Source organism: Gordonia sp. LMA167 (assembly GCF_058130025.1).
On sequence record NZ_CM176708.1, the window covers coordinates 1,726,693 to 1,749,198 of the forward strand.

Annotated in this window: 24 protein-coding genes; 8 read left to right on the forward strand and 16 right to left on the reverse strand. The window is 68.2% G+C overall.

Annotated elements, in window-relative coordinates; translation table 11 throughout:
* Positions 1-19: 19 nt before the first annotated feature.
* Positions 20-628 carry a peptide deformylase gene (locus ACVT6V_RS07685; RefSeq protein ID WP_489899211.1) on the reverse strand — a complete coding sequence of 203 codons (609 nt, stop codon included), beginning with the start codon at positions 626-628 and terminating at the stop codon, positions 20-22.
* Positions 629-848: 220 nt separating this feature from the next.
* Here ACVT6V_RS07685 and napA point away from each other — a divergent pair, with 220 nt between their 5' ends.
* The 4 genes from napA to ACVT6V_RS07705 all read left to right on the forward strand — a co-directional run bounded on the left by napA (position 849) and on the right by ACVT6V_RS07705 (position 3,677).
* Positions 849-1,208, forward strand: a complete 360-nt coding sequence (gene napA, locus ACVT6V_RS07690; RefSeq protein ID WP_489899212.1) for a nucleoid-associated protein NapA — start codon at positions 849-851, stop codon at positions 1,206-1,208.
* A gap of 68 nt (positions 1,209-1,276) precedes the next feature.
* Positions 1,277-1,765 (forward strand): LytR C-terminal domain-containing protein, encoded by a 489-nt coding sequence (locus tag ACVT6V_RS07695; protein WP_489899213.1) that lies wholly within the window; start codon positions 1,277-1,279, stop codon positions 1,763-1,765.
* 58 nt (positions 1,766-1,823) lie between these two features.
* Positions 1,824-2,525: a superoxide dismutase[Cu-Zn] gene (gene sodC / locus ACVT6V_RS07700; protein WP_489899214.1), complete on the forward strand. Its 702-nt coding sequence runs from the start codon at positions 1,824-1,826 to the stop codon at positions 2,523-2,525.
* 27 nt (positions 2,526-2,552) lie between these two features.
* On the forward strand, positions 2,553-3,677 hold the full coding sequence (locus ACVT6V_RS07705; protein ID WP_489899215.1) for a glutamate--cysteine ligase: 1,125 nt from the start codon (positions 2,553-2,555) through the stop codon (positions 3,675-3,677).
* 8 nt (positions 3,678-3,685) lie between these two features.
* Here the strand turns inward: ACVT6V_RS07705 and mnhG are convergent, their stop codons facing one another.
* The 6 genes from mnhG to ACVT6V_RS07735 are packed head-to-tail and all read right to left on the reverse strand — an operon-like array spanning position 3,686 to position 10,148.
* A complete protein-coding gene (gene mnhG / locus ACVT6V_RS07710; RefSeq protein WP_489899216.1) occupies positions 3,686-4,018 on the reverse strand; it encodes a monovalent cation/H(+) antiporter subunit G in 333 nt (110 codons plus the stop codon).
* On the reverse strand, positions 4,015-4,278 hold the full coding sequence (locus tag ACVT6V_RS07715; protein WP_489899217.1) for a monovalent cation/H+ antiporter complex subunit F: 264 nt from the start codon (positions 4,276-4,278) through the stop codon (positions 4,015-4,017). The genes mnhG and ACVT6V_RS07715 overlap by 4 nt, the downstream gene beginning before the upstream one ends.
* Positions 4,275-5,039 (reverse strand): Na+/H+ antiporter subunit E, encoded by a 765-nt coding sequence (locus ACVT6V_RS07720; protein ID WP_489899218.1) that lies wholly within the window; start codon positions 5,037-5,039, stop codon positions 4,275-4,277. Before ACVT6V_RS07720 ends, ACVT6V_RS07715 begins: the two co-directional genes overlap by 4 nt.
* Positions 5,036-6,649: a Na+/H+ antiporter subunit D gene (locus tag ACVT6V_RS07725; RefSeq protein WP_489899219.1), complete on the reverse strand. Its 1,614-nt coding sequence runs from the start codon at positions 6,647-6,649 to the stop codon at positions 5,036-5,038. Before ACVT6V_RS07725 ends, ACVT6V_RS07720 begins: the two co-directional genes overlap by 4 nt.
* Positions 6,646-7,239 carry a Na(+)/H(+) antiporter subunit C gene (locus tag ACVT6V_RS07730; protein WP_489899220.1) on the reverse strand — a complete coding sequence of 198 codons (594 nt, stop codon included), beginning with the start codon at positions 7,237-7,239 and terminating at the stop codon, positions 6,646-6,648. The genes ACVT6V_RS07725 and ACVT6V_RS07730 overlap by 4 nt, the downstream gene beginning before the upstream one ends.
* Positions 7,236-10,148 (reverse strand): Na+/H+ antiporter subunit A, encoded by a 2,913-nt coding sequence (locus ACVT6V_RS07735; protein WP_489899221.1) that lies wholly within the window; start codon positions 10,146-10,148, stop codon positions 7,236-7,238. Before ACVT6V_RS07735 ends, ACVT6V_RS07730 begins: the two co-directional genes overlap by 4 nt.
* Before the next feature lie 77 nt (positions 10,149-10,225).
* On the opposite strand from ACVT6V_RS07735, the gene ACVT6V_RS07740 reads away from it, so the two are divergent.
* Both ACVT6V_RS07740 and ACVT6V_RS07745 read left to right on the forward strand, forming a co-directional pair.
* Positions 10,226-10,645, forward strand: a complete 420-nt coding sequence (locus tag ACVT6V_RS07740) for a hypothetical protein (RefSeq protein WP_489899222.1) — start codon at positions 10,226-10,228, stop codon at positions 10,643-10,645.
* Between the two features lie 134 nt (positions 10,646-10,779).
* Positions 10,780-11,382, forward strand: a complete 603-nt coding sequence (locus ACVT6V_RS07745) for a hypothetical protein (protein ID WP_489899223.1) — start codon at positions 10,780-10,782, stop codon at positions 11,380-11,382.
* 13 nt (positions 11,383-11,395) lie between these two features.
* On the opposite strand, the gene ACVT6V_RS07750 is transcribed toward ACVT6V_RS07745, so the two are convergent.
* Together ACVT6V_RS07750 and ACVT6V_RS07755 are read right to left on the reverse strand one after the other, a co-directional pair.
* The gene (locus tag ACVT6V_RS07750) at positions 11,396-11,806 is read right to left on the reverse strand and encodes a YybH family protein (RefSeq protein WP_489899224.1); all 411 of its coding nucleotides are present in this window, start codon (positions 11,804-11,806) and stop codon (positions 11,396-11,398) included.
* Positions 11,778-12,329 carry an antibiotic biosynthesis monooxygenase family protein gene (locus ACVT6V_RS07755; protein WP_489899225.1) on the reverse strand — a complete coding sequence of 184 codons (552 nt, stop codon included), beginning with the start codon at positions 12,327-12,329 and terminating at the stop codon, positions 11,778-11,780. The genes ACVT6V_RS07750 and ACVT6V_RS07755 overlap by 29 nt, the downstream gene beginning before the upstream one ends.
* A gap of 65 nt (positions 12,330-12,394) precedes the next feature.
* Here ACVT6V_RS07755 and ACVT6V_RS07760 point away from each other — a divergent pair, with 65 nt between their 5' ends.
* Positions 12,395-13,033 (forward strand): TetR/AcrR family transcriptional regulator, encoded by a 639-nt coding sequence (locus tag ACVT6V_RS07760; protein WP_489899226.1) that lies wholly within the window; start codon positions 12,395-12,397, stop codon positions 13,031-13,033.
* 45 nt (positions 13,034-13,078) lie between these two features.
* On the opposite strand, the gene ACVT6V_RS07765 is transcribed toward ACVT6V_RS07760, so the two are convergent.
* From ACVT6V_RS07765 to moeA, 4 genes are all read right to left on the reverse strand, one after another.
* Entirely contained in the window at positions 13,079-15,436 is a 2,358-nt protein-coding gene (locus ACVT6V_RS07765) for an AAA family ATPase (protein ID WP_489899227.1), read from the reverse strand.
* Positions 15,433-16,485, reverse strand: coding sequence for a CDP-alcohol phosphatidyltransferase family protein (locus ACVT6V_RS07770; RefSeq protein WP_489899228.1), 1,053 nt, complete (start codon positions 16,483-16,485; stop codon positions 15,433-15,435). Before ACVT6V_RS07770 ends, ACVT6V_RS07765 begins: the two co-directional genes overlap by 4 nt.
* Positions 16,486-16,489: 4 nt before the next feature.
* Positions 16,490-17,209: a phosphatidylserine decarboxylase gene (locus ACVT6V_RS07775; protein ID WP_489899229.1), complete on the reverse strand. Its 720-nt coding sequence runs from the start codon at positions 17,207-17,209 to the stop codon at positions 16,490-16,492.
* Between the two features lie 117 nt (positions 17,210-17,326).
* A complete protein-coding gene (gene moeA, locus ACVT6V_RS07780; RefSeq protein ID WP_489899230.1) occupies positions 17,327-18,541 on the reverse strand; it encodes a molybdopterin molybdotransferase MoeA in 1,215 nt (404 codons plus the stop codon).
* 66 nt (positions 18,542-18,607) lie between these two features.
* Between moeA and ACVT6V_RS07785 the strand changes: the two genes are divergently transcribed.
* Positions 18,608-19,408: an HAD-IIA family hydrolase gene (locus ACVT6V_RS07785; RefSeq protein ID WP_489899231.1), complete on the forward strand. Its 801-nt coding sequence runs from the start codon at positions 18,608-18,610 to the stop codon at positions 19,406-19,408.
* A gap of 822 nt (positions 19,409-20,230) precedes the next feature.
* Here the strand turns inward: ACVT6V_RS07785 and ACVT6V_RS07790 are convergent.
* From ACVT6V_RS07790 to ACVT6V_RS07800, 3 genes are all read right to left on the reverse strand, one after another.
* Positions 20,231-20,704, reverse strand: coding sequence for an SRPBCC family protein (locus tag ACVT6V_RS07790; RefSeq protein WP_489899232.1), 474 nt, complete (start codon positions 20,702-20,704; stop codon positions 20,231-20,233).
* 104 nt (positions 20,705-20,808) lie between these two features.
* A complete protein-coding gene (locus tag ACVT6V_RS07795) occupies positions 20,809-21,237 on the reverse strand; it encodes a DUF350 domain-containing protein (protein WP_489899233.1) in 429 nt (142 codons plus the stop codon).
* A 124-nt stretch (positions 21,238-21,361) separates the two neighbouring features.
* The gene (locus ACVT6V_RS07800; RefSeq protein WP_489899234.1) at positions 21,362-22,474 is read right to left on the reverse strand and encodes an acyl-CoA dehydrogenase family protein; all 1,113 of its coding nucleotides are present in this window, start codon (positions 22,472-22,474) and stop codon (positions 21,362-21,364) included.
* Positions 22,475-22,506 lie beyond the last annotated feature (32 nt).

Consider the following 22,506-nt stretch of genomic DNA (forward strand, 5'->3'; position numbering starts at 1 on the left):
GAAATCACCCGGTCCGCCATCAGTCCTCGTCGTCGTGGCCGAACGGATCCTCGACCGCCCCGGGCAACCAGGTCAGCCCGGGCACGCCCCAGCCCTGCCGTTTGATCGCCTTCTTGGCAGCGCGGGCGTTGCGTCCGATCAGCACGTCGACGTAGAGGTAGCCGTCGAGATGCCCGACCTCGTGCTGCAGCATCCGGGCGAAGAAGCCGGTGCCCTCGATGTCCACTTCCTCGCCGTTGCGGTCGACGCCGGTGACCCGCGCCCAGTCCGCCCGGCCGGTGGGGAACTGCTCACCGGGGACCGAGAGGCAGCCCTCGTCGTTCTCGTCGGGGTCCGGCATGGTCTCGGGGATCTCCGAGGTCTCCAGCACCGGGTTGATCACCTCACCGCGTCGCCGCCGCGCCTCGAAGCGCTCACCATCGGGGCAGTCGTAGACGAACATCCGTTTGCCGACACCGACCTGGTTGGCGGCCAGCCCCACGCCGTTGGCGGCATCCATCGTCGCGAACATGTCGTCGAGCAGTGTCACCAGCTCCGGAGACGGCCGCCGCTGCGCATCGAGCTCGACGAGTTCCGTCGGGTGATGCAGGACGGGTTCGCCGACAATGCAGATCGGGAGAATTGCCATGCCGGATAGATTACCGAGCGCGTTGTCGGCATCGTCGAGTCGTGGCGAGTCACACCGCGAACCGGCTCGCCGATCGTGGTTAGATGATCAGCGAACCACATTGCTGTGATTTGTTCGGTGACCTGAATTCTCCGGTCGGTGGTGTTGATCGATCCGGTCGGGGAGGACCGCCGATCGGATCGGTGATGTGATGTGCACGAGGCGATCTTGAGGGAGCGAGATGGACGGCGCAGCTGCGCGAAGCCAGAAGCAGGGCGATCAACCCACACCCACAGAAGTTCCCGCCGACGCGACCAATGCCGCCGACCCGCATGAGGTCGGCGCGGACGGCCTGTCCCGTCGTGAACACGACATCCTGGCGTTCGAGCGGCAGTGGTGGAAGTACGCCGGTGCCAAGGAAGAAGCCATCAAGGAGCTCTTCGGGCTCTCGGCGACCCGCTACTACCAGGTGCTCAACGCGCTCGTCGATCGGCCCGAGGCGCTGGCCGCGGATCCGATGCTGGTGAAGCGTTTGCGGCGTCTGCGTGCATCCCGGCAGAAGGCCCGTGCGGCCCGCCGTCTGGGCTTCGAGATCACCTGATCCGACCCATCCGTTGACACCGCGACCGCGGCGGGCCCGCCCTCGGATGTGAAGTAAGGTTCTCGGTGATGAATGCTGATCGCGAACCGAGTCGACTGCCGTTGCGGGCCGGCGCCATGATGTTGTTGGCGGTCGCCATCGTCTGCCTCGGGTTGGGGTGGCACTCCGCGGCGACCAGTGGCAACGACCCGGAGAAGGAGCTGCAGGCGGCGCAGACGCAGGTGGCCACCACGACGACCGCGAGCAGTAGCGCTGCCACCTCCTCGGGCACGGCGTCGGCCGATGTACCGGAGTTGTGTGTCTTCAATGCCGGCTCGGTCTCGGGTCTGGCCTCCGAGGTCACCGACACCCTGAAGTCCGCCGGATTCCAGACCGCGGAGCCGGGCAACCTGTCGACGTCGTCGATCACCGAGAACACGATCTTCTACGACGACGGCCAGAAGTCGGCGGCCGACGAGGTGGCCTCCGCGCTCGGCGGCGACGCCAGCGTGGACCCGCGTCCGTCGTCGTTCACCCAGTGCTCCGACGGTATCCCCGTCATCGTGGTCACACGATGAGCACCCGGCCCCCGCAGACCGACAAGATCACGGCCCGTTGAAGATCACAAGGAGTGAGATGATCGTCAGTTCGAAATCAGGCAAGACGACCGGTGCCCGGACCCGCGGCTCCGCTCGGCGTACGCTCGCCGTGCTCGCCTCGGTCGGCATCGCCGGCGCGGCGCTGGCGGCATGTACTCCTGACGAACCGCCCACGGACGTCCCCGGCACCACACCATCGGTGGTCACCGGCAACCAGGCGCCTCCCGGCGAGATCGACGACGCCGACGGGGTCAGCCAGTCCCCGAAGGGCGACGCCACCGCCAAGATCATCGACGACACGGGCAAGTCCGTCGGCGAGGCGACCTTCACGCCGAGCGGCTCGTCGGTCAAGATAGACGTCCGCGTCAACGCCGACAGTGGCCTGCCGGCCGGTTTCCATGGGATGCACATCCACGAGAACGGCGTCTGCGACACCGGCGGGGACAGTGCGTTTTCCAGCGCGGGCGGCCACCTCCAGGTGGACGGGCACACCGGCCATCCTGCGAGTGGCGACCTGGTGTCGCTGAACATCCTCAAGGACGGCACCGGCGAGACGGTCACCACCACCGATGCGGTCAACCTCGGGCAGATCGTCGGCAAGGCGATCGTGATCCACGAGAAGGCCGACAACTTCGGCAACATCCCCACCCGCTACACGCCACCGGCGGACGAGCAGACCATGTCGACCGGCGACGCGGGCAGCCGGATCGCGTGTGGGGTGATCGAGGCCAACGAGTGACCCGACACGCCAAGGTGACCTGACGTCGTGGTCACCCCGATCGAATTCGACCGTTCGCCGACCCCGTCACTGGGGGTCGAATGGGAATTCGCGCTGACCGACAAGGGAACCGGCGATCTGTCGAATTCGGCGGCGGACCTGTTCGCGCTGGTGTCCCAGCGCTGTCCGTCGCGGCGTGACAAGGTGCACAAAGAGCTGTTGCGCAACACCGTCGAGATCGTCACGGGTGTCTGCCGCGACACCCCGCAAGCGATCGCGGATCTGTCGGCGACCTTGCATTCGGTGCGTGACCTCACCGAGGAACTCGGCGTCGACCTCTACGGCGCGGGTACCCACCCGTTCGCGAAATGGTCGACACAGCTGCTCACCGAGGGGCATCGGTACGCGGAGCTGATCGAGCGCACCCAGTGGTGGGGCCGGCAGATGCTGATCTGGGGTGTCCACGTCCATGTGGGGATCAGCCACCGGGACAAGGTGTTACCGATCCTGGACGCGCTGCTGAACTACTACCCCCACCTGTTGGCGCTGTCCGCGTCGTCGCCGATGTGGGGCGGCCAGGACACGAGCTACGCGAGCAACCGCGCGATGATGTTCCAGCAGCTGCCGACGGCCGGCCTGCCGTTCCAGTTCCGCACCTGGGCGGAGTTCGAGGCGTTCGTCACCGACCAGAAGACCACCGGGATCATCGACCACATCAACGAGATCCGGTGGGACATCCGCCCCTCCCCGCACCTGGGCACGATCGAGGTGCGGGTCTGTGACGGGATGACCAACCTCACCGACCTGTCCGCCGTGGTGGCGCTGATCCACTGCCTGGTCGTCGAACTGGATCGGCGACTCGAGGCGGGCGAGGAGTTGCCCCGGATGGCGCCGTGGCTAGTGCAGGAGAACAAGTGGCGGGCAGCACGTTACGGACTCGATGCCATCGTCATCCTGGATTCGGACTGCAACGAGCGACTGGTCACCGAGGACGTGGCAGATCTGGTGGCCCGCCTCGAACCGGTGGCGCGAGACCTGAACTGTGCCACCGAACTCGCCCGCGTCCGCGACCTCGCCGCCGGCGGCGCGAGCTACATGCGGCAACGGGAGGTCTTTCGGCGCACCCAGAGCATGCGTGAGGTGGTCGCGTCCGTGGTGGGGGAGTTGGACTAGGGCACGCCTTAGTCCCGCGCGGGGTTCTCCATCTCCTCGCGCGTGATCACGCCGTCGCGGGCGCGCTGCTCCTGATAGACCAGCCGGCCGATGCGGTGGGCGATCACCGGTGCGGTCATCAGTGCGAACATGCCCGCGAGGATGAGCATGCCGATGTCGACGCTGTGGCCGAGGCGGATGATGGCGCCGATCAGCATCATCAGCAGTCCGAAGGTCTGCGGTTTGGTCGACGCGTGCATGCGGCTCAGCGTGTCCGGGAAGCGGAGCAGGCCGATCGATGTCGTGAGGGCCAGGGTCGCGCCGAGCAGCAGCAGCACCGACGAGATGATGTCACCGATCATGTCTCGTCATCCCTCACCCGGAAACGCGCGATGGCGACCGATCCGACGAAGCTGAGCAGCGACAACGTCACGATCGCCGGGACGACCGTCGAGTCACGACTGTAGGCGGCCCACGCCGCGAGTCCACACATGCAGAGCGCGATCATGGTGTCGAGTGCGACGAGCCGGTCGAGCGAGGACGGACCGCGAAGGACGCGGATGGTCGTCAGCACCGCGGCGACCATCAGCATGGCGCTCACGGTGATCCAGACACCGATCATCGGTTCCTCCCGTCCGAGGTGACGTCGTTCAGCGCCTCGGTGGCGGTCTCGTCCCGTCCGAGGTACCGCACGCGGTGATACTCGTCGTCGATCCCGTGGTACGGGCTCGGATGCCACTCGCTGTCCCGCTCGAAGGCGCGGATGAAGGACCGTTCGACGAACTCGACCTGCTTGTAGAACGCCTTCACCTGCTTCTCGGTGCGGACGTCGAAGACGTGGATGTAGAGGATGCGACGGCGGTGGTCGATCTCGAGCACCATCGTGCCGGGTACGAGGTTCAGGTAGTCGACGGCCAGGGTGAGCACCATGTCGGACTTGATGGCCACGCGGACCCGGATGACCGCACCCAACGGCGGTTTGCCCGGCCGGACCGCGGCCCATGCCACCTGCGCACTCGAGATGAAGAAGTCGACCACGAGTCGCGCGACGATCGCGACCAGGGCGACCACATGGATGCGGCCCTCGACCGGGACGCGCGGCAGCGGCAACAGCGTCACGATCAGGGTCGCCAGGATGAGTCCACCGATGATGTTGGCCCAGGAGATGGTGCCCCACAGCAGTACCCAGACGAAGGTCAGCCACGCCAGCGTCCACAGCCGGACGGCCATCTCGCGGGAGTCGCTGCCCAGCCAGCTCGGTATCCGCACGTGTTCGCGGAACCAGACGAAGCCCTTCACCACATTCCAGAAGATGAACAGCAGCGATGTTCGCCAGACGACGATGATGCGGGCGCGGAGGCCAGGTGTGGGTTGCGAACTCATCGGCCCTCACCCCCGAGTACAGCTTCGATGTAGATCCCGCGGTCGGTGATGTCGGTGGCCGCGCGTTCGGTGAAGCCGAGGATCGGGCCGGCCCAGATCGTGAGGACCAGGCCCGCGCCGACCATCGCGACGGTCGGCAACACCATGCCCAGCGGCATCCGCCCGACGTCGGCGCGGTCGTCGAACGAGATGTCGTCGGTGCTCTCGTCGATGAGCGCCGACGGCGCGACGTCGGCGAGGTCGCCCTCCGGGGCGTCGGCACGTGGGCGCCAGAAGCCCTTGGTCCACACCCGGGCCACCACGTACAGCGTCAGCAGGCTGGTGACCACCGACCCGGCCACCAGCGTCCAGGCGAGCACCGATCCATCCTGCACGCCGGCCTCGAGCAGGGCGGTCTTGCCGATGAACCCCGAGAACGGTGGGATGCCGCCGAGATTCAACGCCGGTATCAGGAACAGTGCGGCGAGCACCGGGCTGGCGATCAGACCGCCGAGGCGGCGCAGCGACGATGACCCGGCCTGGCGTTCGATCAGTCCGACGACCAGGAACAGTGTGGTCTGCACCAGGATGTGGTGGGCGACGTAATAGATGGCCGCCGACAACCCGAACCGCGACGACAGCGCGATCCCGAACACCATGTAGCCGATGTGGCTGACCAGCGTGAAGGACAGCAGTCGTTTGATGTCGGACTGGGCGATCGCGCCGAAGATGCCCACCAGCATGGTGAGCAACCCGGCGATCATGAGGACGTTGTCCATCGATCCGCCCGGGAACAGCAGGGTGTGCGCACGCACGATCGCGTACACGCCGACCTTGGTGAGCAGGCCCGCGAACACCGCGGTGACCGGTGCGGGTGCGGTGGGGTAGGAGTCCGGCAGCCACGTGGACAGCGGGAACACCGCCGCCTTGATCCCGAACGCGACCAGCAGCACCGCGTAGAGGGCGGTACGGGTGCCGTCGGGGACGTGGTCGAGGCGTGCGGCCATCTCCGCCAGATTGAGCGTGCCGGTCGTCGCGTAGGCGAACGCGATGCCCGACAGGAAGATCAGCGACGACACCATCGACACCATGACGTACGACGCGCCCGCACGGACACGGTCGGGGCTGGCACCCAGGGTCAGCAACACGAAGCTCGCCGCGAGCAGAACCTCGAAGGAGACGTACAGGTTGAACAGGTCACCGGCGAGGAATGCATTGCAGACGCCCGCCGTCAGGATGAGATAGGTCGGCAAGAAGATGGAGACCGGCTGATGCGACGTGCCGTCCCGGATACCCTGCCCGATCGCGTAGACGACGACGCAGAGCAACACGATGGTGGAGACGACCAGCATGAGTGCGGCGAGTTGATCGACGACCAGCGTGATGCCCAGCGGTCCGTTGCCGAAGCCCTTGGCATCCCACCCACCGATGGTGACCGCGAAGGTGCCGTGCTCGTTGGTCAGGTAGAGCAGCATGCAGGACGCGATGAACGCGACCAGGATGGCGCCGACCGAGATCGGTCGTTGGAAGCGGGGACTGCGGCCCCGCAGCAGGGTGAGGGCGGCCGCGATGATCGGCACGAGGGTGGGCAGGGCGATGAGCACCGGGACCCACGACGGCTGCGGGATCATCGGGTCACTCCGCTGGTCGGGTCGTCGACATCGTCGATGCCGCCACCGAGTTCGTCGAGCACGTCCGCATCGGCGGGCATGAGGTCGGTCTCGATGACGTCTGCGTGGGCGGCCGCGTACTCCTCGGGGGTGAGCGGGTTGCCCTCGTCGTCGAAGAAGTCGCCTGCGGTGGTGTCCGCGAGTGTGACCGGATCGTCGCTGCGGTCGCGGTCGGGCGCGGTCTGCAGCGAGCCGGTCACGATCTTGCGGTCCTCGGTGTCGTCCTCGACGTCCACGTCGTCCCGGTTGATGACGAACAGTCGGTAGACCAGCGAGAGCACGAATGCCGCGATGCCCATCGTGATCACGATCGCGGTGAGGATCATGCCCTGCGCCAGCGGATCGGAGTCCAAGGGACGGTTGTCCGACGCCCGGCCCATGATCGGGGGATTCCCCATGCCGCCGGACACGACGATGATCAACAGGTTGACGGCATTGCCGCACAGCAGCAGCCCGAACAACATACGGATCAGGCTGCGCTCCATCAGCAGGTATGCGCCGCACGCGGCGAGCACTCCGACGACGATCAGCAATCCGAGATTGACACTCATCGCGAAACCTCCCCCGCGACGATGCGGACGGGCGCCTGCTGGTTGTCGACGGCGCTCGACTCGACGTCGAGTCGCGCGCCGAGGCTGCGCAGCACGTCGAGGACCAGTCCGACCACGATGAGGTAGATGCCGAGGTCGAAGAACAGCGCGGTCACCATCTTCACGTCACCGAGCACGGGCAACGTCACCTCGAAGACCGCCGACGACAGCGCCGGTGCACCGAGGAACAACGAGGTGACCGCGGTCCCGGCCGAGATCGCCAGGCCGGCGCCCAGGATGGTGCCCGCTTCGACCGGGAGCGCCTCGCCGAGCTCATATCGACCTCCGGCGAGGTAGCGCAGGACCAGCGCGAGGCCCATCGTGAGACCCCCGGCGAAACCTCCGCCGGGCGCATTGTGACCCGCGTAGAAGAAGTAGACCGACAACACGACCATCGTCGGGAAGATCAGCCGGGTCGTCGCCTCGAGCACCATGGACCGGTGGCGGGGGTCGCGGAAGTCGCTGCCGAGCAGCCATCGGGTGCGATCCGGTGGGATCGGATCGTCGACGTCCTCGCCGTTGCTCCCGGACTGCATCCGCGCCGCGTCGGCGATGCGGGGAGCGGCTCCGAAGCGTCGATTGCGGAACACCATCGACGCCACACCGGTCGCCGCGACGATGAGCACGCACACCTCGCCCAGGGTGTCCCAGGCACGGATGTCGACGAGGAGAACGTTGACGGCGTTCGAACCGTGTCCGTACTCGTAGGCCGCCTGCGGGATGTCGACGTGCAGGGGCTGCTCGGCGCGGGCCGCCGCGGCGAACAGACCGATCACCACCAGCGACGCCCCGAAGGCGATGCCGATCAGGGCGCGCACCGGTTTGAAGCCGGTGGCATGACGTGGTTCGGGTTCGGCAGGCAGCTTACGCAGCACCAACACGAAGATGACCAGGGTCAGTGTCTCGACCAGGAACTGGGTGAGTGCGAGGTCTGGCGCGCCCCACAGGGCGAACAGCATGCCGGCGCCGTAACCGGTGAGGCCCACCACGAGGGTCGCTGCGAGACGGTTGCGCAAGAACACCGACGCCAGCGCGGCGACGGCGATGATCCCGCCGATCACGAACTGGGGGGCGGTGTCGAAACCGACGATCTGCAGCCGGTTCCGGGCTCCCCAGAACAGTGCGGCGATCGGCACGATGATCGCCGTGGACAGGATCACGCCCTGTGTGATCGGCAGGGAACCGCGCTGGGTGTTCCGGGTCAGCAACAGCGACACGGTGTCCGCGCCACGCAGGGTCGCGTCGTAGATGCGGTCGGCGTTGAGGAAGGGGCGATACCGGAACAACCGTCCCCGCAGCGCGCGGATGACCAGGAACAGCAGGGCGCCGGCGACGATGACGATGATCGAGAAGACCACCGGCAGGCCGAAGCCGTGCCACATCGCGAGATGTTCGAGTTCGTGGCCGTAGGCGGGCAGCGTTTGGGCGTATGGCTCGAACAGATCTCCGATCTGCGGGCTGAGGAAACCTGCGACCACCCCGGCCGCGGCCAGCAGAACCGGCGCGGCGTAGAACATCACGCCCGGCGGATGCATCTTGACCACGGCCGGACTAGGGGTGGCCCGGACCTTGCGGCCGAACGCGCCCCACAGGAACCGGCAGGTGTAGGCGAAGGTCATCACCGACCCCACCAGCAGGACGATGTCGATGGTTTCCGACTGCCAGGGCAGATACGCGCCGGTGTCCCACACCGATCCGAACGCGGTCTCCTTGCCGACGAACCCGATGGTGAACGGCAGCCCGGCCATGCTCGCGCCCGCGACCGCGGCGGTCAGCGCGAGCACCGGTAGCCGCTGTCCGAGCCGGGCGAGTTTGCGGATGTCGCGGGTACCGGTCGAGTGGTCGATGATGCCGACGACCATGAACAGCGCGGCCTTGAACAGGGCGTGCGCCACGAGCATGGCGAGACCGGCCATGGCGACGTTGGCATCGCCGATGCCGACGAGAACAGCGAGGAATCCGAGCTGCGACACCGTGCCGAAGGCGAGTATCAGCTTGAGATCGAGCTCCCGCAGCGACCGCCACCCGCCGAGCAGCATCGTGACCATGCCGAGTACGACGACGGCGACATGCCAGCTCGGCGTGGTGGAGAACGCGGGCGAGAGTCGCGCGATCAGGTAGATGCCTGCCTTCACCATCGCGGCCGCATGCAGGTACGCGCTGACCGGTGTCGGTGCGGCCATGGCGCCGGGGAGCCAGAAGTGGAACGGCACGATGGCCGACTTGCTCAGCGCGCCGATCACCAGCAGGACGACAGCGCAGTCGACGTAAGCGCCCGAGGCCGGCGGGTTTGCGATCAGATCCGAGAGCAGATAGCTGCCGCTGCGCTCGCCGAGCATGATGATGCCGACCAGCATCGCGAGACCACCGGCCGTGGTCACCAGCAGGGCCTGGGTGGCGGCGCGGCGTGCGGTTGCCCGGATGCCGTAGAAGCCGACCAGCATGAACGACAGCACGGTGGTCAGTTCCCAGAACACGTACAGGACCAGCATGTTGTCGCTGACGACGAGGCCGAACATGGCTGCCGCGAACGCGATCATCTCGCCGCCGAACACCGCGACACGCGGTCGCGCGTCGTCGAAGTAGTGGGCGCAGTAGCAGAGGACCAGTGCACCGATACCGAGGATGAGGACCGACAGGATCGCGCTGAGGGTGTCGAACCGCAGGACGATGTCCATGTGCAGTACGGGCACCCAGGAGATCGTCTGGACGAGTGGTGTCTGCCCGGCCTGCGGCCAGTTCACGATGACCCACACCAGCGCACCCGCGGGGGCGAGGGCGAGGACGTAGAAGCCGCGGGTACCCAACCGTCGGATCACCGGAGGTGCGCACAGCGCGCTGAGCGCGAGCGCAGCCAGCACAGGGATCAAGTTGGCACACCGTCTTTCGAATGTCGGGCGGGGTGTCACGGGCACTGCCCGGCGCTGTCTACTTTACCGTTGCGGACATGATCCGCTTCGACAGGCTGTGGTTGGCGCTGGCCGTCGCGGTGGCGGGACTCGTCTTCCTCGTCGGGTGCGGCGGGGGTGGCGACGACCGTCCGGACGGCGCGGCGCTGCCATCGGATTTCCCTTCCCAACAGGTTCCTTTGGTCGCCGGGACCGTATTGACCGCCGACGGCAACCGCGGCGACGGGTGGTCGGTGACCGTGCAGGGCACTCGTGACGCCGGCAACGTTCTCGACGCGGCGGTGAGGACACTCACCGACAACGGGTTCACCGAGTCAGACCGCGCCACCGAGGGCGGGCAGCGGGTGGTCGTGTTGTCCGGGGCAAAGGACGGGACAACCTACTGGGTGCAGGTGGGCAGCACATCCGGGGCAGCCGGCGGGGGATCGTCGGTGTTCTATCAGGTGTCTGTCGGCTGAGCTGAGAATCTCCCCGGGCCCGCTACGCCCGGTTCGTCCGATCTCACAGGCAATTGGCAGGTCCGTGGCAGTCGACGGCCAGCCATCGTCAGCACCGTGGATGTCACTTTTCCCTCGCAGAAAGTGAGACATCGATGTCCACACCTCATCAGAGCATCGCTGAGCCGAGCGAACAGCCGGTGGATCAGCCGCACGACGAACATGGCGGCCGGCAGGCCGATCACAACTGGCTCTCTCAATCGGAGAATGCGCCCACCGAGCCCATCTCGTCGACGCCGTCGGGACCCAACCCGCCGTTCCCGCCCTATCCGCCCGCCGGGGCGCAGTCGAGCGCGTATCCAGCACCGACGAACGATTCGAACGGGGTCAGCGACAAGCTGCGCAACGCCGTCATCGCCGGCGGGATCGGTGTCGCCGTGGTGTTCGCCGGGCTCGGTTTCGGGGCCGGCTATGTCGTGGGCGACTCCTCGTCGTCGGACCAGGGCCCGGGCATGAACATGCAGGGCGGTGGCCGGATGGGCCCCGGCGGCCAGGGCGGGTTCGGTCAGATGCCTCCAGGCCAGAGCGGCGGCACGGGGCAGGTCCCCGGGCAGGGCGGTATGGGACAGATGCCGCAGGGTGGCCTGCGGCAGATGCCGGGTCAGACCCAACAGGGTCAGGGACAGTCGGGTCAGCTGCCCGGCGAGAGCGGGCAGACCGCACCGAACCAGACCACACAGGGATCGAGCGGCGCCTGATTCGGACTGCCGGTCAGGGAGTCGGCGCGTGGTCGCCGTGCCGGTGCACGATGCGCCACGCGCCGTTCTCGCGTCGGTATATCTGGGTGACCCGTAGCTCGTTGTGGACCGTCCGGCCGTCGGACCTGGTTGCTGTATAGCGCTCGAAGCCGCAGGTGTAGGCGATGTCACCACGGACGTCCGCGGTCACCAATTGGTACTCGTAGGCCTGACAGTCAACGCACATGTCGGCCACCCAGGTGATTGTTCGGTGCACCTCCGGCCACCCGGAGCGAGCCCGGACGCCGGCGCCGAACACCGACACCGGCTCCCGGTGGGACCAGGCGTCCATCCAGGAGGACGGGTCACCGCTGTGCACATCCCGCCCGGTGGCGGTCTGTATCGGGAGCCACTCGTCAAGAAACGCTGTGAGCTGCTGGGACATCGGAGCCTCCACAGGGATCCGTGAGGGGCGCGCCGCAGTCGGTGCAGCGCGACTCGGTCGATGGCATGATGCCGTCGCAGTTCTGGCAGAAGAACAGCCGCCGGTGCTCTGAGGCGACCTGCCACAGGCCGGCGAAGTGGGTGTAGTTCCAGCGCTGTGTGAATGTCGAGCGCATCGCCGCCTGATGCTCGGGACGGTCGAAGAATCTGATCGCGTCCTCCAGTGACCGCCAGAAGGCGATCATCGTGTAATGCGGGCCGTCGGCGAAGTTGTACCGACGGATGAACCCGGGCGCGGTGGTGAGCAGCGCGAGGACCTCGGCGGCCTGCCGCCAGAACTCGTCGAACCGGCCCCGGTCGACGAAGGTCCCCTGCAACACCAGGATTGCCGCGGCGCTCTCCGGGCCGAGTCCGCCGGCAGGGCCGGTCTGTGTGGTCAGCACGGCCGGGGTGATCCGGACACCGTCGACCTCTGCCATCGCGGTGACGACCTCGTCCGGGGGCGGTCCGGTGATCAGGTCCATGGTCGTGCCTTCTCGTATTGATCCGACTTAGAGTCGGATGATTACATCAACTGTAGGATCAATGGATGGACGACGTCAAGGGTTCCCGCACGTACTCGTCCCGAGTGCGCGAGGAGCAAGCGGAGCGCACCCGTGTCCGGATCGTGCAGGCGGCCGACGAGCTCTTCCGCGAACGCGGCTACACGAAGGCGACGATCAGGGACATCGCGGAACGTGCCGGGGTCGCGCGGGATACCGTGCACGCGGTCTTCGGCACGAAGGCGGAGCTGGTCCCGGCGATCATCGATCTGCGGCTGGTACCCGATGAGTCCGTCGCGAATGTCGCGGAGAGCCCCGAGGGGCAGGCAGTGATGAACGAAACCGACCCGATCCGCCAGATCGAGCTGTTCGCCGACTTCATCACCAAGCTCAACGTGGTGCTTCGGCCGGTCTTCGAGGTGATGCGCAGCGCTGCGCAGAGCGAGCCGGCGGTCGCGGAGACGATGGCGACCCTGGAGCGGAATCGGATGCGCAACATGAGGCTCTATGCGCGTTGGTTCGCTGCACGTGGACCGTTACGGATGAGCGAGGAGGCCGCCGCCGAGACGATCTTCGCGCTGGTCAGCCCGGATGTCGGCCGGTTGCTGTGCGATGAGCTCGGCTGGAGCAGGCGAAAGCATGCCGACTGGGTCGCCGACATGCTGCGGCGCGCGCTGCTCGGGTGATCGACCTGCGGGGTCTGCGTCCCGTGATCGAGTCACCCATCGGCGCTAACTCAGACGCCGCTCGGCATAGCCTTTCAGGTTCTCCACCTGTGCGGCGTCCAGCGACGGCCGGACCCGGCTACGGGCTTCGGCGATGTCGTCGGGGCCGACGGTGGCGGTGTTGATGTCGCGCCGCATCGCGGCCAACGCCGCCTCGCGCAGCAGCGCCGAACAGTCCGCGGCCGAGTAGCCGTCGAGGTCGTCGGCCAACGACTGCAGGTCCACACCATCGGCCAGCGGCACATTGCGTGCCGACGCCCGCAGGATGTCACCTCGCGCGGCGCCGTCCGGTGGCGGGACGAAGACCAGACGCTCGAGTCGGCCCGGCCGGAGCAGTGCCGGGTCGATCAGATCGGGACGGTTCGTCGCACCCAGGACGACGACGTCCTGCAGGGGTTCGACGCCGTCGAGCTCGGTCAGCAGAGCCGCCACCACCCGATCCGCGACGCCGGAATCGCTGGACTGGCCTCTCCGCGGAGCCAACGCGTCGACCTCATCCAGGAAGATCAGCGACGGCGCCGATTCCCGGGCGCGATCGAACAGGTCGCGAACCGCCTTCTCCGACGACCCGACCCATTTGTCCATCAGCTCGGCGCCCTTCACCGTGTGCACCGACAACCGACCGGACGCCGCCAGCGCCCGCACGACGAACGTCTTGCCGCAGCCCGGCGGGCCGAACAGCAGTACGCCGCGGGGTGGGTCGACACCGAGGCGGGTGAAGGTGTCGGGATGCTGCAGGGGCCACAACACCGCCTCGGTCAGCGCCTGCTTGGTCTCCACCATGTCGCCGACCTCGTCGAGCGTGATCGAACCGAGCGTGACCTCCGGTGAATCGGTCCGCGACACCGGCCGGATGACATCGAGCGCGCCGAGCAGATCGTCGGTGCGCAAGGCCGGGGCGGGCCGATCTCCGTCAGCGGCACCGGTCACCCGCGCGGCCGCCCGCAGGGCCGCCTCCCGGGCGACGGCGGCCAGGTCGGCGGCAACGAAACCCGGCGTGCGTGCGGCGATGAGGTCGAGGTCGAGGTGTCCGTCGGCGGGTACGTCGGTGAGGATGACCCCGAGCAGCCGGGCGCGAGTCGGGGCGTCGGGCAGGCTGATGATCAGCTCGCGGTCGCACAGTTCGGGGTCGCGCAGCCGACTGTCGAGGCGGACGGGCTCGGCGGAGGTGGCGATCAGCGCGATCCGCCCGTTCTCCGGATCGGCGCCGGGCGCATCGATGCCGCTGTCGGCGATGGCTGTGCGCAGCTCGTCCAGGATCAGGGTGGACACCGGTTCCGGCGCTGCGGACTCCCTCGGTGCCGGGAGTAGTGCGTCCGCGTCGGTGATCAGCAGGACGCCTCCGCTCCGACGCAGCCCAGAGATCGCCGTGCGTACCGCCGCCAAGCGTGCACCGGCCTCCAGTGCACCGACCGTCGGCCCGTCGACCACTGTCAGCGGACGTTCGGCGCACACCGACCGCGCCAACGTGGACTTGCCGCCGCCCGCCGGGCCGGTGATCAGCACGCCGAGCCGGGGTGCGGCGCCCAGGGTCCGCAGCACCTCCGGTTCGTCGAGCGTGATGGCCAGCCATTCGGTCAGCTTCGCGATCTGGGTGTCGACGCCGACGAGAGTCGACACCGGGCGGATGGTGCCGACCGGGGGCATACCGGATCGAACGCCCAGGCTGCCGGCGGATCGCGTCGCCTCCGGCGCTGTCGCCCCGGCACGGGACGGCACGGCCGGGCGAGGCGGCGTCGCGGCGGCGAAGCCCATCGTCGACCCCGCCGGTGGGATCTGTGATGTCGGTGACCCGTCCACCTGGTCGCCGGCCCACAGCACGGCGGTGTTCGTCTGCACGCTGACCGGTCCGTCCGGTTCCGTCGCGGCAACTGTCAGCAATTCGTTGGTCCAGGTGATGCCGACCGACACCGCGAGCGCCCGGGTGGCCGGCGCGGCGGTGAACTCGGGACCGAGGTCGCGGGGGAGCAGGGAGACCGAATCGCCGACCGAGACGACCTTGCCGAGCAGGGCACGGCGCAGCGTTGTCTCGTCGACCGACCGCGTGGCCAGCGCAGATCCGGAGACCGTCAGGCGCCCGGCACCGCGGATCCCGACCGGGGCCACCACCACCGACGCGTTCTCCCGGACACCGGCGTTGGAGAAGGTGATGTCGTCGAGAAGCGCGGTCCCCGGTGGTGTGTCGGGGCCGGCCGCCGCGACCACCGCCGCGGTCACCCGTGCCCCCGTGATCGAGGCGGCGTCCCACTCGCGCAGACCCAATGCCGCGAGCACCTCGGGATGCACCCGCACGATCCCACGCCGTGCCTCGGCGGCCGACGGGTTGACGCGCGCGGTGAGCGTCAGTTGGTGGGGTCCGGTCATCCGCGGCTCTCCTCGGCCGACGTCTCGAGCGATTCGGTCGAGTCCGCCGGGACAGGGCCGGTGGGTCGTCGCAGACCGAGGCGCGCCTGCGACTTGGCCGCGCCTCGACGTTGCCGTCGTGGCTCTCGCCTCGGGTGTGACCGGGCGATCGCGCGGCGTTCGGCCCGTCGTTCGGCCGGGCGGGCGTCCCAGTGCTCCGGCCGCGAGGCCACCCACCGCTGATTGCGCCACGCGAACGGGATGTGCAGCAGATATCCGCCGATCGCGATCATCATCAGCACGTAGGGGAACGTCAGCAGAAGTGCCGCGCCGATGACCACCAGGATCAGGAGTCCGACCAACGCTCGCGGCGGGATGGAGGACGTCTTGAGCGATGACGTCGGGATGCGGCTCACGGCCAGGAATGCGACGAACACCAGCCAGCCACCCACCACCGGCAGCGACGTCCACCAGCCGGAACCGAACTGCTGGGACAGTCCGATCGGCAAGAGCGCGATGATCGCCGCGGCGGGAGCAGGGACACCGACGAAGAAGTCCCGGGTGTAACCAGGCGCATCGTCGTCGTCGAGCAACGTGTTGAACCGGGCCAGCCGCAGCACGATCGCACAGCAGTAGATGAGGGTGAACAACCAGCCGATGTCGGTGCCGGGCATCAGATGCAGATAGACGATGATCGCCGGCACGACTCCGAAGTTGATGGCGTCGGCGAGCGAGTCGATCTCGGCACCCATCCGGGTCGCCGCACCCATCAGCCGGGCGACGCGTCCGTCGATGCCGTCGAGGAGCGCCGCGGCCACCACCAGCGCCATCGCGGCATCGATCTGGCCGCTGTCGGTGACCCGGATGGCGGTGAGGCCTGCGCAGATGGCGAGGATGGTCAGCGCCGACGGCACGAACATCCGGCCCGCGGCGGCCTGCTTGGAGAACCTGGCGCGGTCGGTGTCCGGTGCGCCCGGGGCGGTGGCGGTGGTCCGTGAGCGCCGGGTCGCGTGCGTGGTCGGCGTTCGATGCGACGTCGGATGGTGGTGATTGCGGGCGGTCGGTGGCATCGGTTCAGACGAGGGTCGCGAAGACGGTCTCGGCGCCGACCGCGCGCTGCCCCACCAGTACCTGCGGCGCGGTGCCCGCGGGCAGGTAGACGTCGACGCGCGATCCGAAACGGATGAGGCCATAGGTGTCGCCGACGGTGAGGTCGGTCCCGACCGTCGGCTCGCACACGATCCGTCGCGCGATGAGTCCGGCGATCTGGACGACCGCGACGTCGTGGGTGGACTGCGCAGCGCCGGGGCAGCGCAGGGTCATGGTGGTGCGCTCGTTGACCGAGCTGGCCTCCGGCAGATCGGCCGACACGAAGGCGCCGGGCGTGTGCGTCACCGAGGTGACCCGGCCGGAGACGGGGACGCGCTGCACGTGGACGTCGAAGATCGAGAGAAACGTCGAGACGCGGGGCAGAGGCGCATCGCCGAGTCCTGCTTCCGGTGGCGGAACGGCCTCGTCGACCAGCGAGATCGTTCCGTCGGCGGGAGCGACGACCGCACCCGGTGTGGTCGGGGGCACCCGTTTCGGGTGGCGGAAGAACGCTGCACAGGCACCGGCCGTCACCGCAGCCGGTCGGGCGATCCAGGGATGTCGGCGGCCGAGTATCGCGACCGCAGCCGGGGCGGCCACGAACGGCAACCCCGCCGGGTGGACCGGGGGGATGGTCTCGCGTGCCAGGTCGACGAGATGACCCACTCCGCTGCGCGATCCGTCTGGCCGCGGGCGCCTGGCCACCATCAACCTCCTGCTGTCGCCGGGGGCTCGTGCGTGATCACGGCCCGTTCGCTACAGCTTAGAGCGTGCACGCCGACGGCCCCGGCGGTGGAGTCGGGCACGAGGCCATCGCCGGACTCAGAGGACGATCACGTCGACCGACGACCCGGCCGCCACCGACTCGATCCCGGCCGGGATGTCGATCAGGGCGTCGGCCCGGGCGAGGTAGCGCAGATGATGCGACGCCGGTGGCCCGATCGGGTCGACGACCGGCTTGTCGCCGTCCTTGCCGAGGACACCGCGCAGGAACTGGCGTTTGCCGGCCGGTGAGCGGACGTCGGCGTTGAGCCGGGCGGTCACCGTGTCGCGATCCGCGGGCAGTCCCATCGCGGCACGCAGGGGCGGGCGGATGAACACCTCGAACGACACCAGCGAACTGACCGGATTGCCGGGCAGTGTGATGATCGGTACGTGGCGCCCCCGCGGCGAGGTGTAGCGACCGCAGCCCTGCGGCATGCCGGGCTGCATCGCCACCTTCACGAACTCCATGTCGTCCGAGGTGATCAGCGCATCCTTGACGACCTCGAACGCCCCGGCGCTGACGCCTCCGGATGTGATGATGACGTCGGCCTCGTCGCTGATCTCGTCCAGGCGTGCGCGGAACGCGTCCACGTCGTCGGTGACGTAGTGCAGGTGGGTGGCGTCGGCGCCGGCCTCCGTTGCCGCAGCCGTGAGCATCGGTCCGTTCGACTCGTAGATCTGGCCATGCCGGAGCGACTGACCGGGCGTGACGAGTTCGGAACCGGTCGAGAGCACCACCACCCGCAGCCGGGGCCGTACCGCGACCTGGGTGACGCCGAGGGCTGCGAGCAGCCCCACCTGGGGTGCGCCGAGGCGCGTACCGGCGGGCATCGCCGGCTCGCCGGCCCGGATGTCGGAACCCGCGGTGCGGATGTGGCGGCCGCTCGGCACCGTCGAGCGGATCGCCACCCGCTCGACGCCGCCGTCGGTCATCTCCACCGGGATCACCGCATCCGCGCCGGCCGGCATCGGCGCACCGGTCATGATGCGGTGCGCGGTACCTGCGGCCAGCGACAGCTGATCGGTACGGCCGGCCGGGATGTCCTCGGCGACCGGCAGGGTGACCGGGAATTCGTCTGTGGCCGAGGCGATGTCGGAGGCCCGGACGGCGTAACCGTCCATCGCGGAGTTGTCGAAGCCGGGAAGCGCGACGTCGGCGACGATCTCATCGGCCGTCACGCAGCCGAGGGCCCGGGTCACGGGCAGTCGGACAGAGTCGGGCGCGTCGAACAGCGCGGCGACGACAGCCTGGTGTTCGGACACCGTTCGCATCCGCTCAGCATGCCATCCGTGACTCTCGGTCGTGCAGGGTGTCGCCGACGGGACTAGATTTTCACTATGGCTCTGGGTTTGCTGCTGGATATCGACGGGGTGATGGTCACCTCGTGGAAGGCGCTGCCGGGAGCGGTGGAAGCTGTTGCTGCCCTGCGTGAGCAGGGGTATCCGCGCATGTTCCTGACGAACACGACGTCGCGGTCACGCGGTGACATCGCCACGGCACTCAACGAATGCGGGTTCGAGGTCGATGCCGAGGAGATCCTGTCGGCGGCCAAGCTGACCGCGGAGTTCCTGACCGCCAATCACCCGGGCAAACGGGTGTGGGTGCTCAACCAGGGTCCGATCGCCGAGGACATGAGCGGGGTGGAGCTCACCGACGAGCCGTCACGTGCCGAGGTGGTGGTGCTCGGCGGTGCGGGCCCGGTCTTCGATCACCAGGCGTTGTCGCAGGTCCTCGAACTCATGGTGTCCGGGGTACCCGTGATCGCCATGCACCGGTCGATGACCTGGTCGACCGCGAACGGGCTCAGCATCGACACGGGCGTCTATCTGGAGGGTCTGGAGAAGGCCGCGGGCCGCAAGATCAAGGCGATCGGCAAGCCGTCCCCGCTCGGCTTCCGCGCCGCCGTCGACCTGATGCAGCTCGAACCGACACAGGTCGTGATGGTCGGCGACGACATGCACAACGACGTCCTCGGTGCCCAGGCGGCGGCGCTCATCGGCGTGCTCGTACGGACCGGCAAGTTCCGCGAGGAGGCCCTTCGGGCGTTGCAGCGCGACGAGTTCGGGCCGGTGCCGGACCACATCATCGACTCCATCGCGGATCTGCCGGACCTGATGAGCAAGCTCGCCGAGGGGTAGGGACCCTCCGCTGGTGATGGGCGAGCCGGCCGAGGGGTGGGGACCACCCCGCTGGTGATGGGCAAGCCGGCCGAGGGGTGGGGACCACCCCGCTGGTGATGGGCAAGCCGGCCGAGGGGTGGGGACCACCCCGCTGGTGATGGGCAAGCCGGCCGAGGGGTGAGGACCACCCCGCTGGTGATGGGCAAGCCGGCCGAGGGGTGAGGACCACCCCGCTGGTGATGAGCAAGCCGGCCGAGGGGTGGGGACCACCCCGTTGGTCGAGTAGCCCTGAGCCGCTAGGCGAAGGGCGTATCGAGACCTCATGGGCTCTGGGTAATCGAGAGCGATCCTGTGTCACAGCGGGGTCTCGATACGCAACCTCGCCTAGCGGCTCGGTGGCTACTCGACCAGCGGAAGCACCGGCGAGCTGCCTAGCGGAAGCGCCGGCGAGCTGCTTAGCGGAAGCGCCGGCGAGCTGCTTAGCGGAAGCGCCGGCCAGCTGCCTAGCGGGAGCGCCGGCGAGTTGGCCACCGGGAGCGCGGGCGAGTGACGAGCGGAAGCGCGGGCGAGGTGACCGCCGGGAGCGCGGGCGAGGTGACCCCAGCGGGAGCGCGGGCGAGTTGGCCACCGGGAGCGCGGGCAAGCTGCCTAGCGGGAGCGCGGGCGAGTTGACCAGCGAAAGCGCGCGCGAGGTGGCTACCGGGAGCGCGGGCTACCCGGCTACCGGGAGCGCGGGCTACCCGGCCAGCGGGAGCGCGGGCGAGGTGACCAGCGAGAGCGCGGGCGAAGTGACCAGCGGAAGCAGCGACTACTCCACCAGCGGCAGCACCCGGCTGGGGATCAGGCGGCGCGCGACGCTCCCGCCTCGGCTGCCTTCTTGATCTTGCCCAGCGTCTCGGCCATGCCCAGCTTGAGCTCGACCTCGAAGTTCTCGGTGCCGCCCATGACCTTGTCGACCAGGAACGACGACACCTTGGTGGTGCCGTTGCCGACCTCACGCTTCTCGGTGACCTTCACCCCCGAGCCGGACGGTTCGATGGTGTAGCTCCACACCGTCCGGTTCTCCGTCACGCGGAATGCCAGTTCCTGCGCCGGGGCGAAGCGGACGACCTTGGCCGTGGTCGGCCAGACCAGCGGGCCGCGACGGTTGATGTTGATGGTTTTCGTGCCCAGGCCGACGGTGCCGCCGCGGATGATCATCTTCTTGCACTGCGGGCTCCACTCGCCCATCCGCTGCAGGTCCGAGATCACCGCCCATACGTCCTCCGCGGAGGCGTCGATGACGATGGATTCCTCGATCAGTGGCGCAGCCATGCGTGTTTTCCCCTCGATGGTGTTCAACCTTCGAGGCACGACCCTAGGAGCTTATTGTCTCACCGTCAATAGCGTGGTGAGGCTCGTTGGGGCGGGGTGGTGGCTCACAGCCCGATGGCCGCACCGATCACCGCGCCGACACCGATGAAGACCGCACCACAGATCCACCCCGCGGGGTGCTGATCGTCGTCGAGCAGGAGGGTCCCGAGTTTGCCGGGGGTGAGCCAGTCGATGAGGACGAACGACCACATCATCACCGCGATCGCGAGGACGACATAGGCCGCCGTGTAGAGCACTCCACGCCACAGTTCGAGAGCCATCGAGTCCCGGATGCCGGCGACGAGGACGATGGACAGTCCGATCACCTGGGCGGTGACCAGCATGACCGCGTTGCGGTTGTGTTCGAGCCAGATCAGGTTGCGCAGCCGCCCCGGCGTGACGAGGTCGAGGGCCAAGAACCCGACGACGAGGAGCACCACCCCGACGATGCTGTAGGCGGCGGCGTCGCCGAGGTTGTCGCGCAGCAGGTCCATCGAGGCTCCCGTCGGAATCGGCCCGCGGCGTCCGGCCGCATCGAAACACTCAGGCTCCTACCCTAATGCGCGGGTTGAGTGCCGCGCGGAAGGTAGGAGCCCGAGGGTTGCGAAGCGTGTCGGCTCAGCCGACCATGACCATCTCGTAGTCGCCGACCGAGCGCGCCAGCGCCGACAGGTGATCGGTGGCGTCACCGAGCGTGTGCGAGATGGCGGTGAGCCGGCTCAGGTAGTGGCCGACCGGGTATTCGGCGGTCATGCCGATACCGCCGTGCATCTGCACCGCTTCCTGACCGATCAGCCGGGCCGAGCGGCAGATCTGCAACTTCGCCCGCGACGCGATGATCGGGTCGCAGATGCCGTCGGCCAGTGCGGTCGTCGCGTACAGGCTCATGCTGCGGGCCAGCTCGAGCTGTGCGTACATGTCCGCGGCGCGCTGGGTGAGTGTCTGGAACTGCGACAGCGTCACGCCGAACTGCTTGCGGGTCTTCAGGTACTCGACGGTGAGGTCGAGCGAGCGTTCCATCGCTCCGACGGCCTCGGCGCACAGGGCGGTCTGGATGCCGACCTCGGCGTTGGCAATGACCTCGGATGCGTCGCCGCTGCCCAGGCGGGTGGCCACGGCATCGGAGAACTCGATCTGCGCGCCGCGACGACGATCGTGGGTGCGGTACGCGGTGCGGGTGACACCCTCGGCATCGGCATCGACGACGAACAGGCCGACACCGTCGTCGGTGCGTGCCGACACGACCAGTTTGTCGGCACAATCACCGTGTCCGACAAGGACCTTGGTGCCATTGAGCTTGCCGTCGGTGGCGGTGGTGGCGACCTTTGCCCCCGGCCAGCGGTCGCCGGCCTCGAGGTGGGCGAACGCCATCAGCAGCTCACCCGAGGCAAGCCCGCCGAGAAGCTCTGCGCGGGTGTCGTCGTCACCGGTCGCGGCGACGAGCGATCCCGGCACGAGGACGGTGTCGAGGTAGGGCTCGGGTGCCAGTGCGCGACCGATCTCGGTCATCACGCTGGTGAACTCCACCGGGCCGGCGCCCATGCCGCCGTCGTCCTCCGGGAAGGTCAGGCCGAGGATGCCGATGTCGGCCAACGACTTCCACGCACCCTTGTCCCAGCCGAGTTCGGTGTCGGTGACGGCGCGCAGCGTCTCGATGTCGTACTTGCGGGTCAGCACCTCGCGGACGGTGTCCCGCAGCATCGTCTGTTCGTCGGTAAGTTCGAAATCCATGAAAAAGGTTCCCAGGTTCTTGTGTGTCGTGA

Coding starts and splice junctions, on each gene's coding strand:
- ACVT6V_RS07765 (WP_489899227.1), bottom strand. CDS start 15,436: ATGACCGGACCCCACCAACTGACGCTCACCGCGCGCGTCAACCCGTCG.
- ACVT6V_RS07755 (WP_489899225.1), bottom strand. CDS start 12,329: ATGGACCTGATCACCGGACCGCCCCCGGACGAGGTCGTCACCGCGATG.
- ACVT6V_RS07800 (WP_489899234.1), bottom strand. CDS start 22,474: ATGGATTTCGAACTTACCGACGAACAGACGATGCTGCGGGACACCGTC.
- ACVT6V_RS07725 (WP_489899219.1), bottom strand. CDS start 6,649: ATGATCCCGCAGCCGTCGTGGGTCCCGGTGCTCATCGCCCTGCCCACC.
- ACVT6V_RS07750 (WP_489899224.1), bottom strand. CDS start 11,806: ATGTCCCAGCAGCTCACAGCGTTTCTTGACGAGTGGCTCCCGATACAG.
- ACVT6V_RS07730 (WP_489899220.1), bottom strand. CDS start 7,239: ATGAGTGTCAATCTCGGATTGCTGATCGTCGTCGGAGTGCTCGCCGCG.
- moeA (WP_489899230.1), bottom strand. CDS start 18,541: ATGCGAACGGTGTCCGAACACCAGGCTGTCGTCGCCGCGCTGTTCGAC.
- mnhG (WP_489899216.1), bottom strand. CDS start 4,018: ATGATCGGTGACATCATCTCGTCGGTGCTGCTGCTGCTCGGCGCGACC.
- ACVT6V_RS07790 (WP_489899232.1), bottom strand. CDS start 20,704: ATGGCTGCGCCACTGATCGAGGAATCCATCGTCATCGACGCCTCCGCG.
- sodC (WP_489899214.1), top strand. CDS start 1,824: ATGATCGTCAGTTCGAAATCAGGCAAGACGACCGGTGCCCGGACCCGC.
- ACVT6V_RS07745 (WP_489899223.1), top strand. CDS start 10,780: ATGTCCACACCTCATCAGAGCATCGCTGAGCCGAGCGAACAGCCGGTG.
- napA (WP_489899212.1), top strand. CDS start 849: ATGGACGGCGCAGCTGCGCGAAGCCAGAAGCAGGGCGATCAACCCACA.
- ACVT6V_RS07685 (WP_489899211.1), bottom strand. CDS start 628: ATGGCAATTCTCCCGATCTGCATTGTCGGCGAACCCGTCCTGCATCAC.
- ACVT6V_RS07740 (WP_489899222.1), top strand. CDS start 10,226: ATGATCCGCTTCGACAGGCTGTGGTTGGCGCTGGCCGTCGCGGTGGCG.
- ACVT6V_RS07695 (WP_489899213.1), top strand. CDS start 1,277: ATGAATGCTGATCGCGAACCGAGTCGACTGCCGTTGCGGGCCGGCGCC.
- ACVT6V_RS07785 (WP_489899231.1), top strand. CDS start 18,608: ATGGCTCTGGGTTTGCTGCTGGATATCGACGGGGTGATGGTCACCTCG.
- ACVT6V_RS07760 (WP_489899226.1), top strand. CDS start 12,395: ATGGACGACGTCAAGGGTTCCCGCACGTACTCGTCCCGAGTGCGCGAG.
- ACVT6V_RS07795 (WP_489899233.1), bottom strand. CDS start 21,237: ATGGACCTGCTGCGCGACAACCTCGGCGACGCCGCCGCCTACAGCATC.
- ACVT6V_RS07715 (WP_489899217.1), bottom strand. CDS start 4,278: ATGATCGGTGTCTGGATCACCGTGAGCGCCATGCTGATGGTCGCCGCG.
- ACVT6V_RS07720 (WP_489899218.1), bottom strand. CDS start 5,039: ATGAGTTCGCAACCCACACCTGGCCTCCGCGCCCGCATCATCGTCGTC.
- ACVT6V_RS07770 (WP_489899228.1), bottom strand. CDS start 16,485: ATGCCACCGACCGCCCGCAATCACCACCATCCGACGTCGCATCGAACG.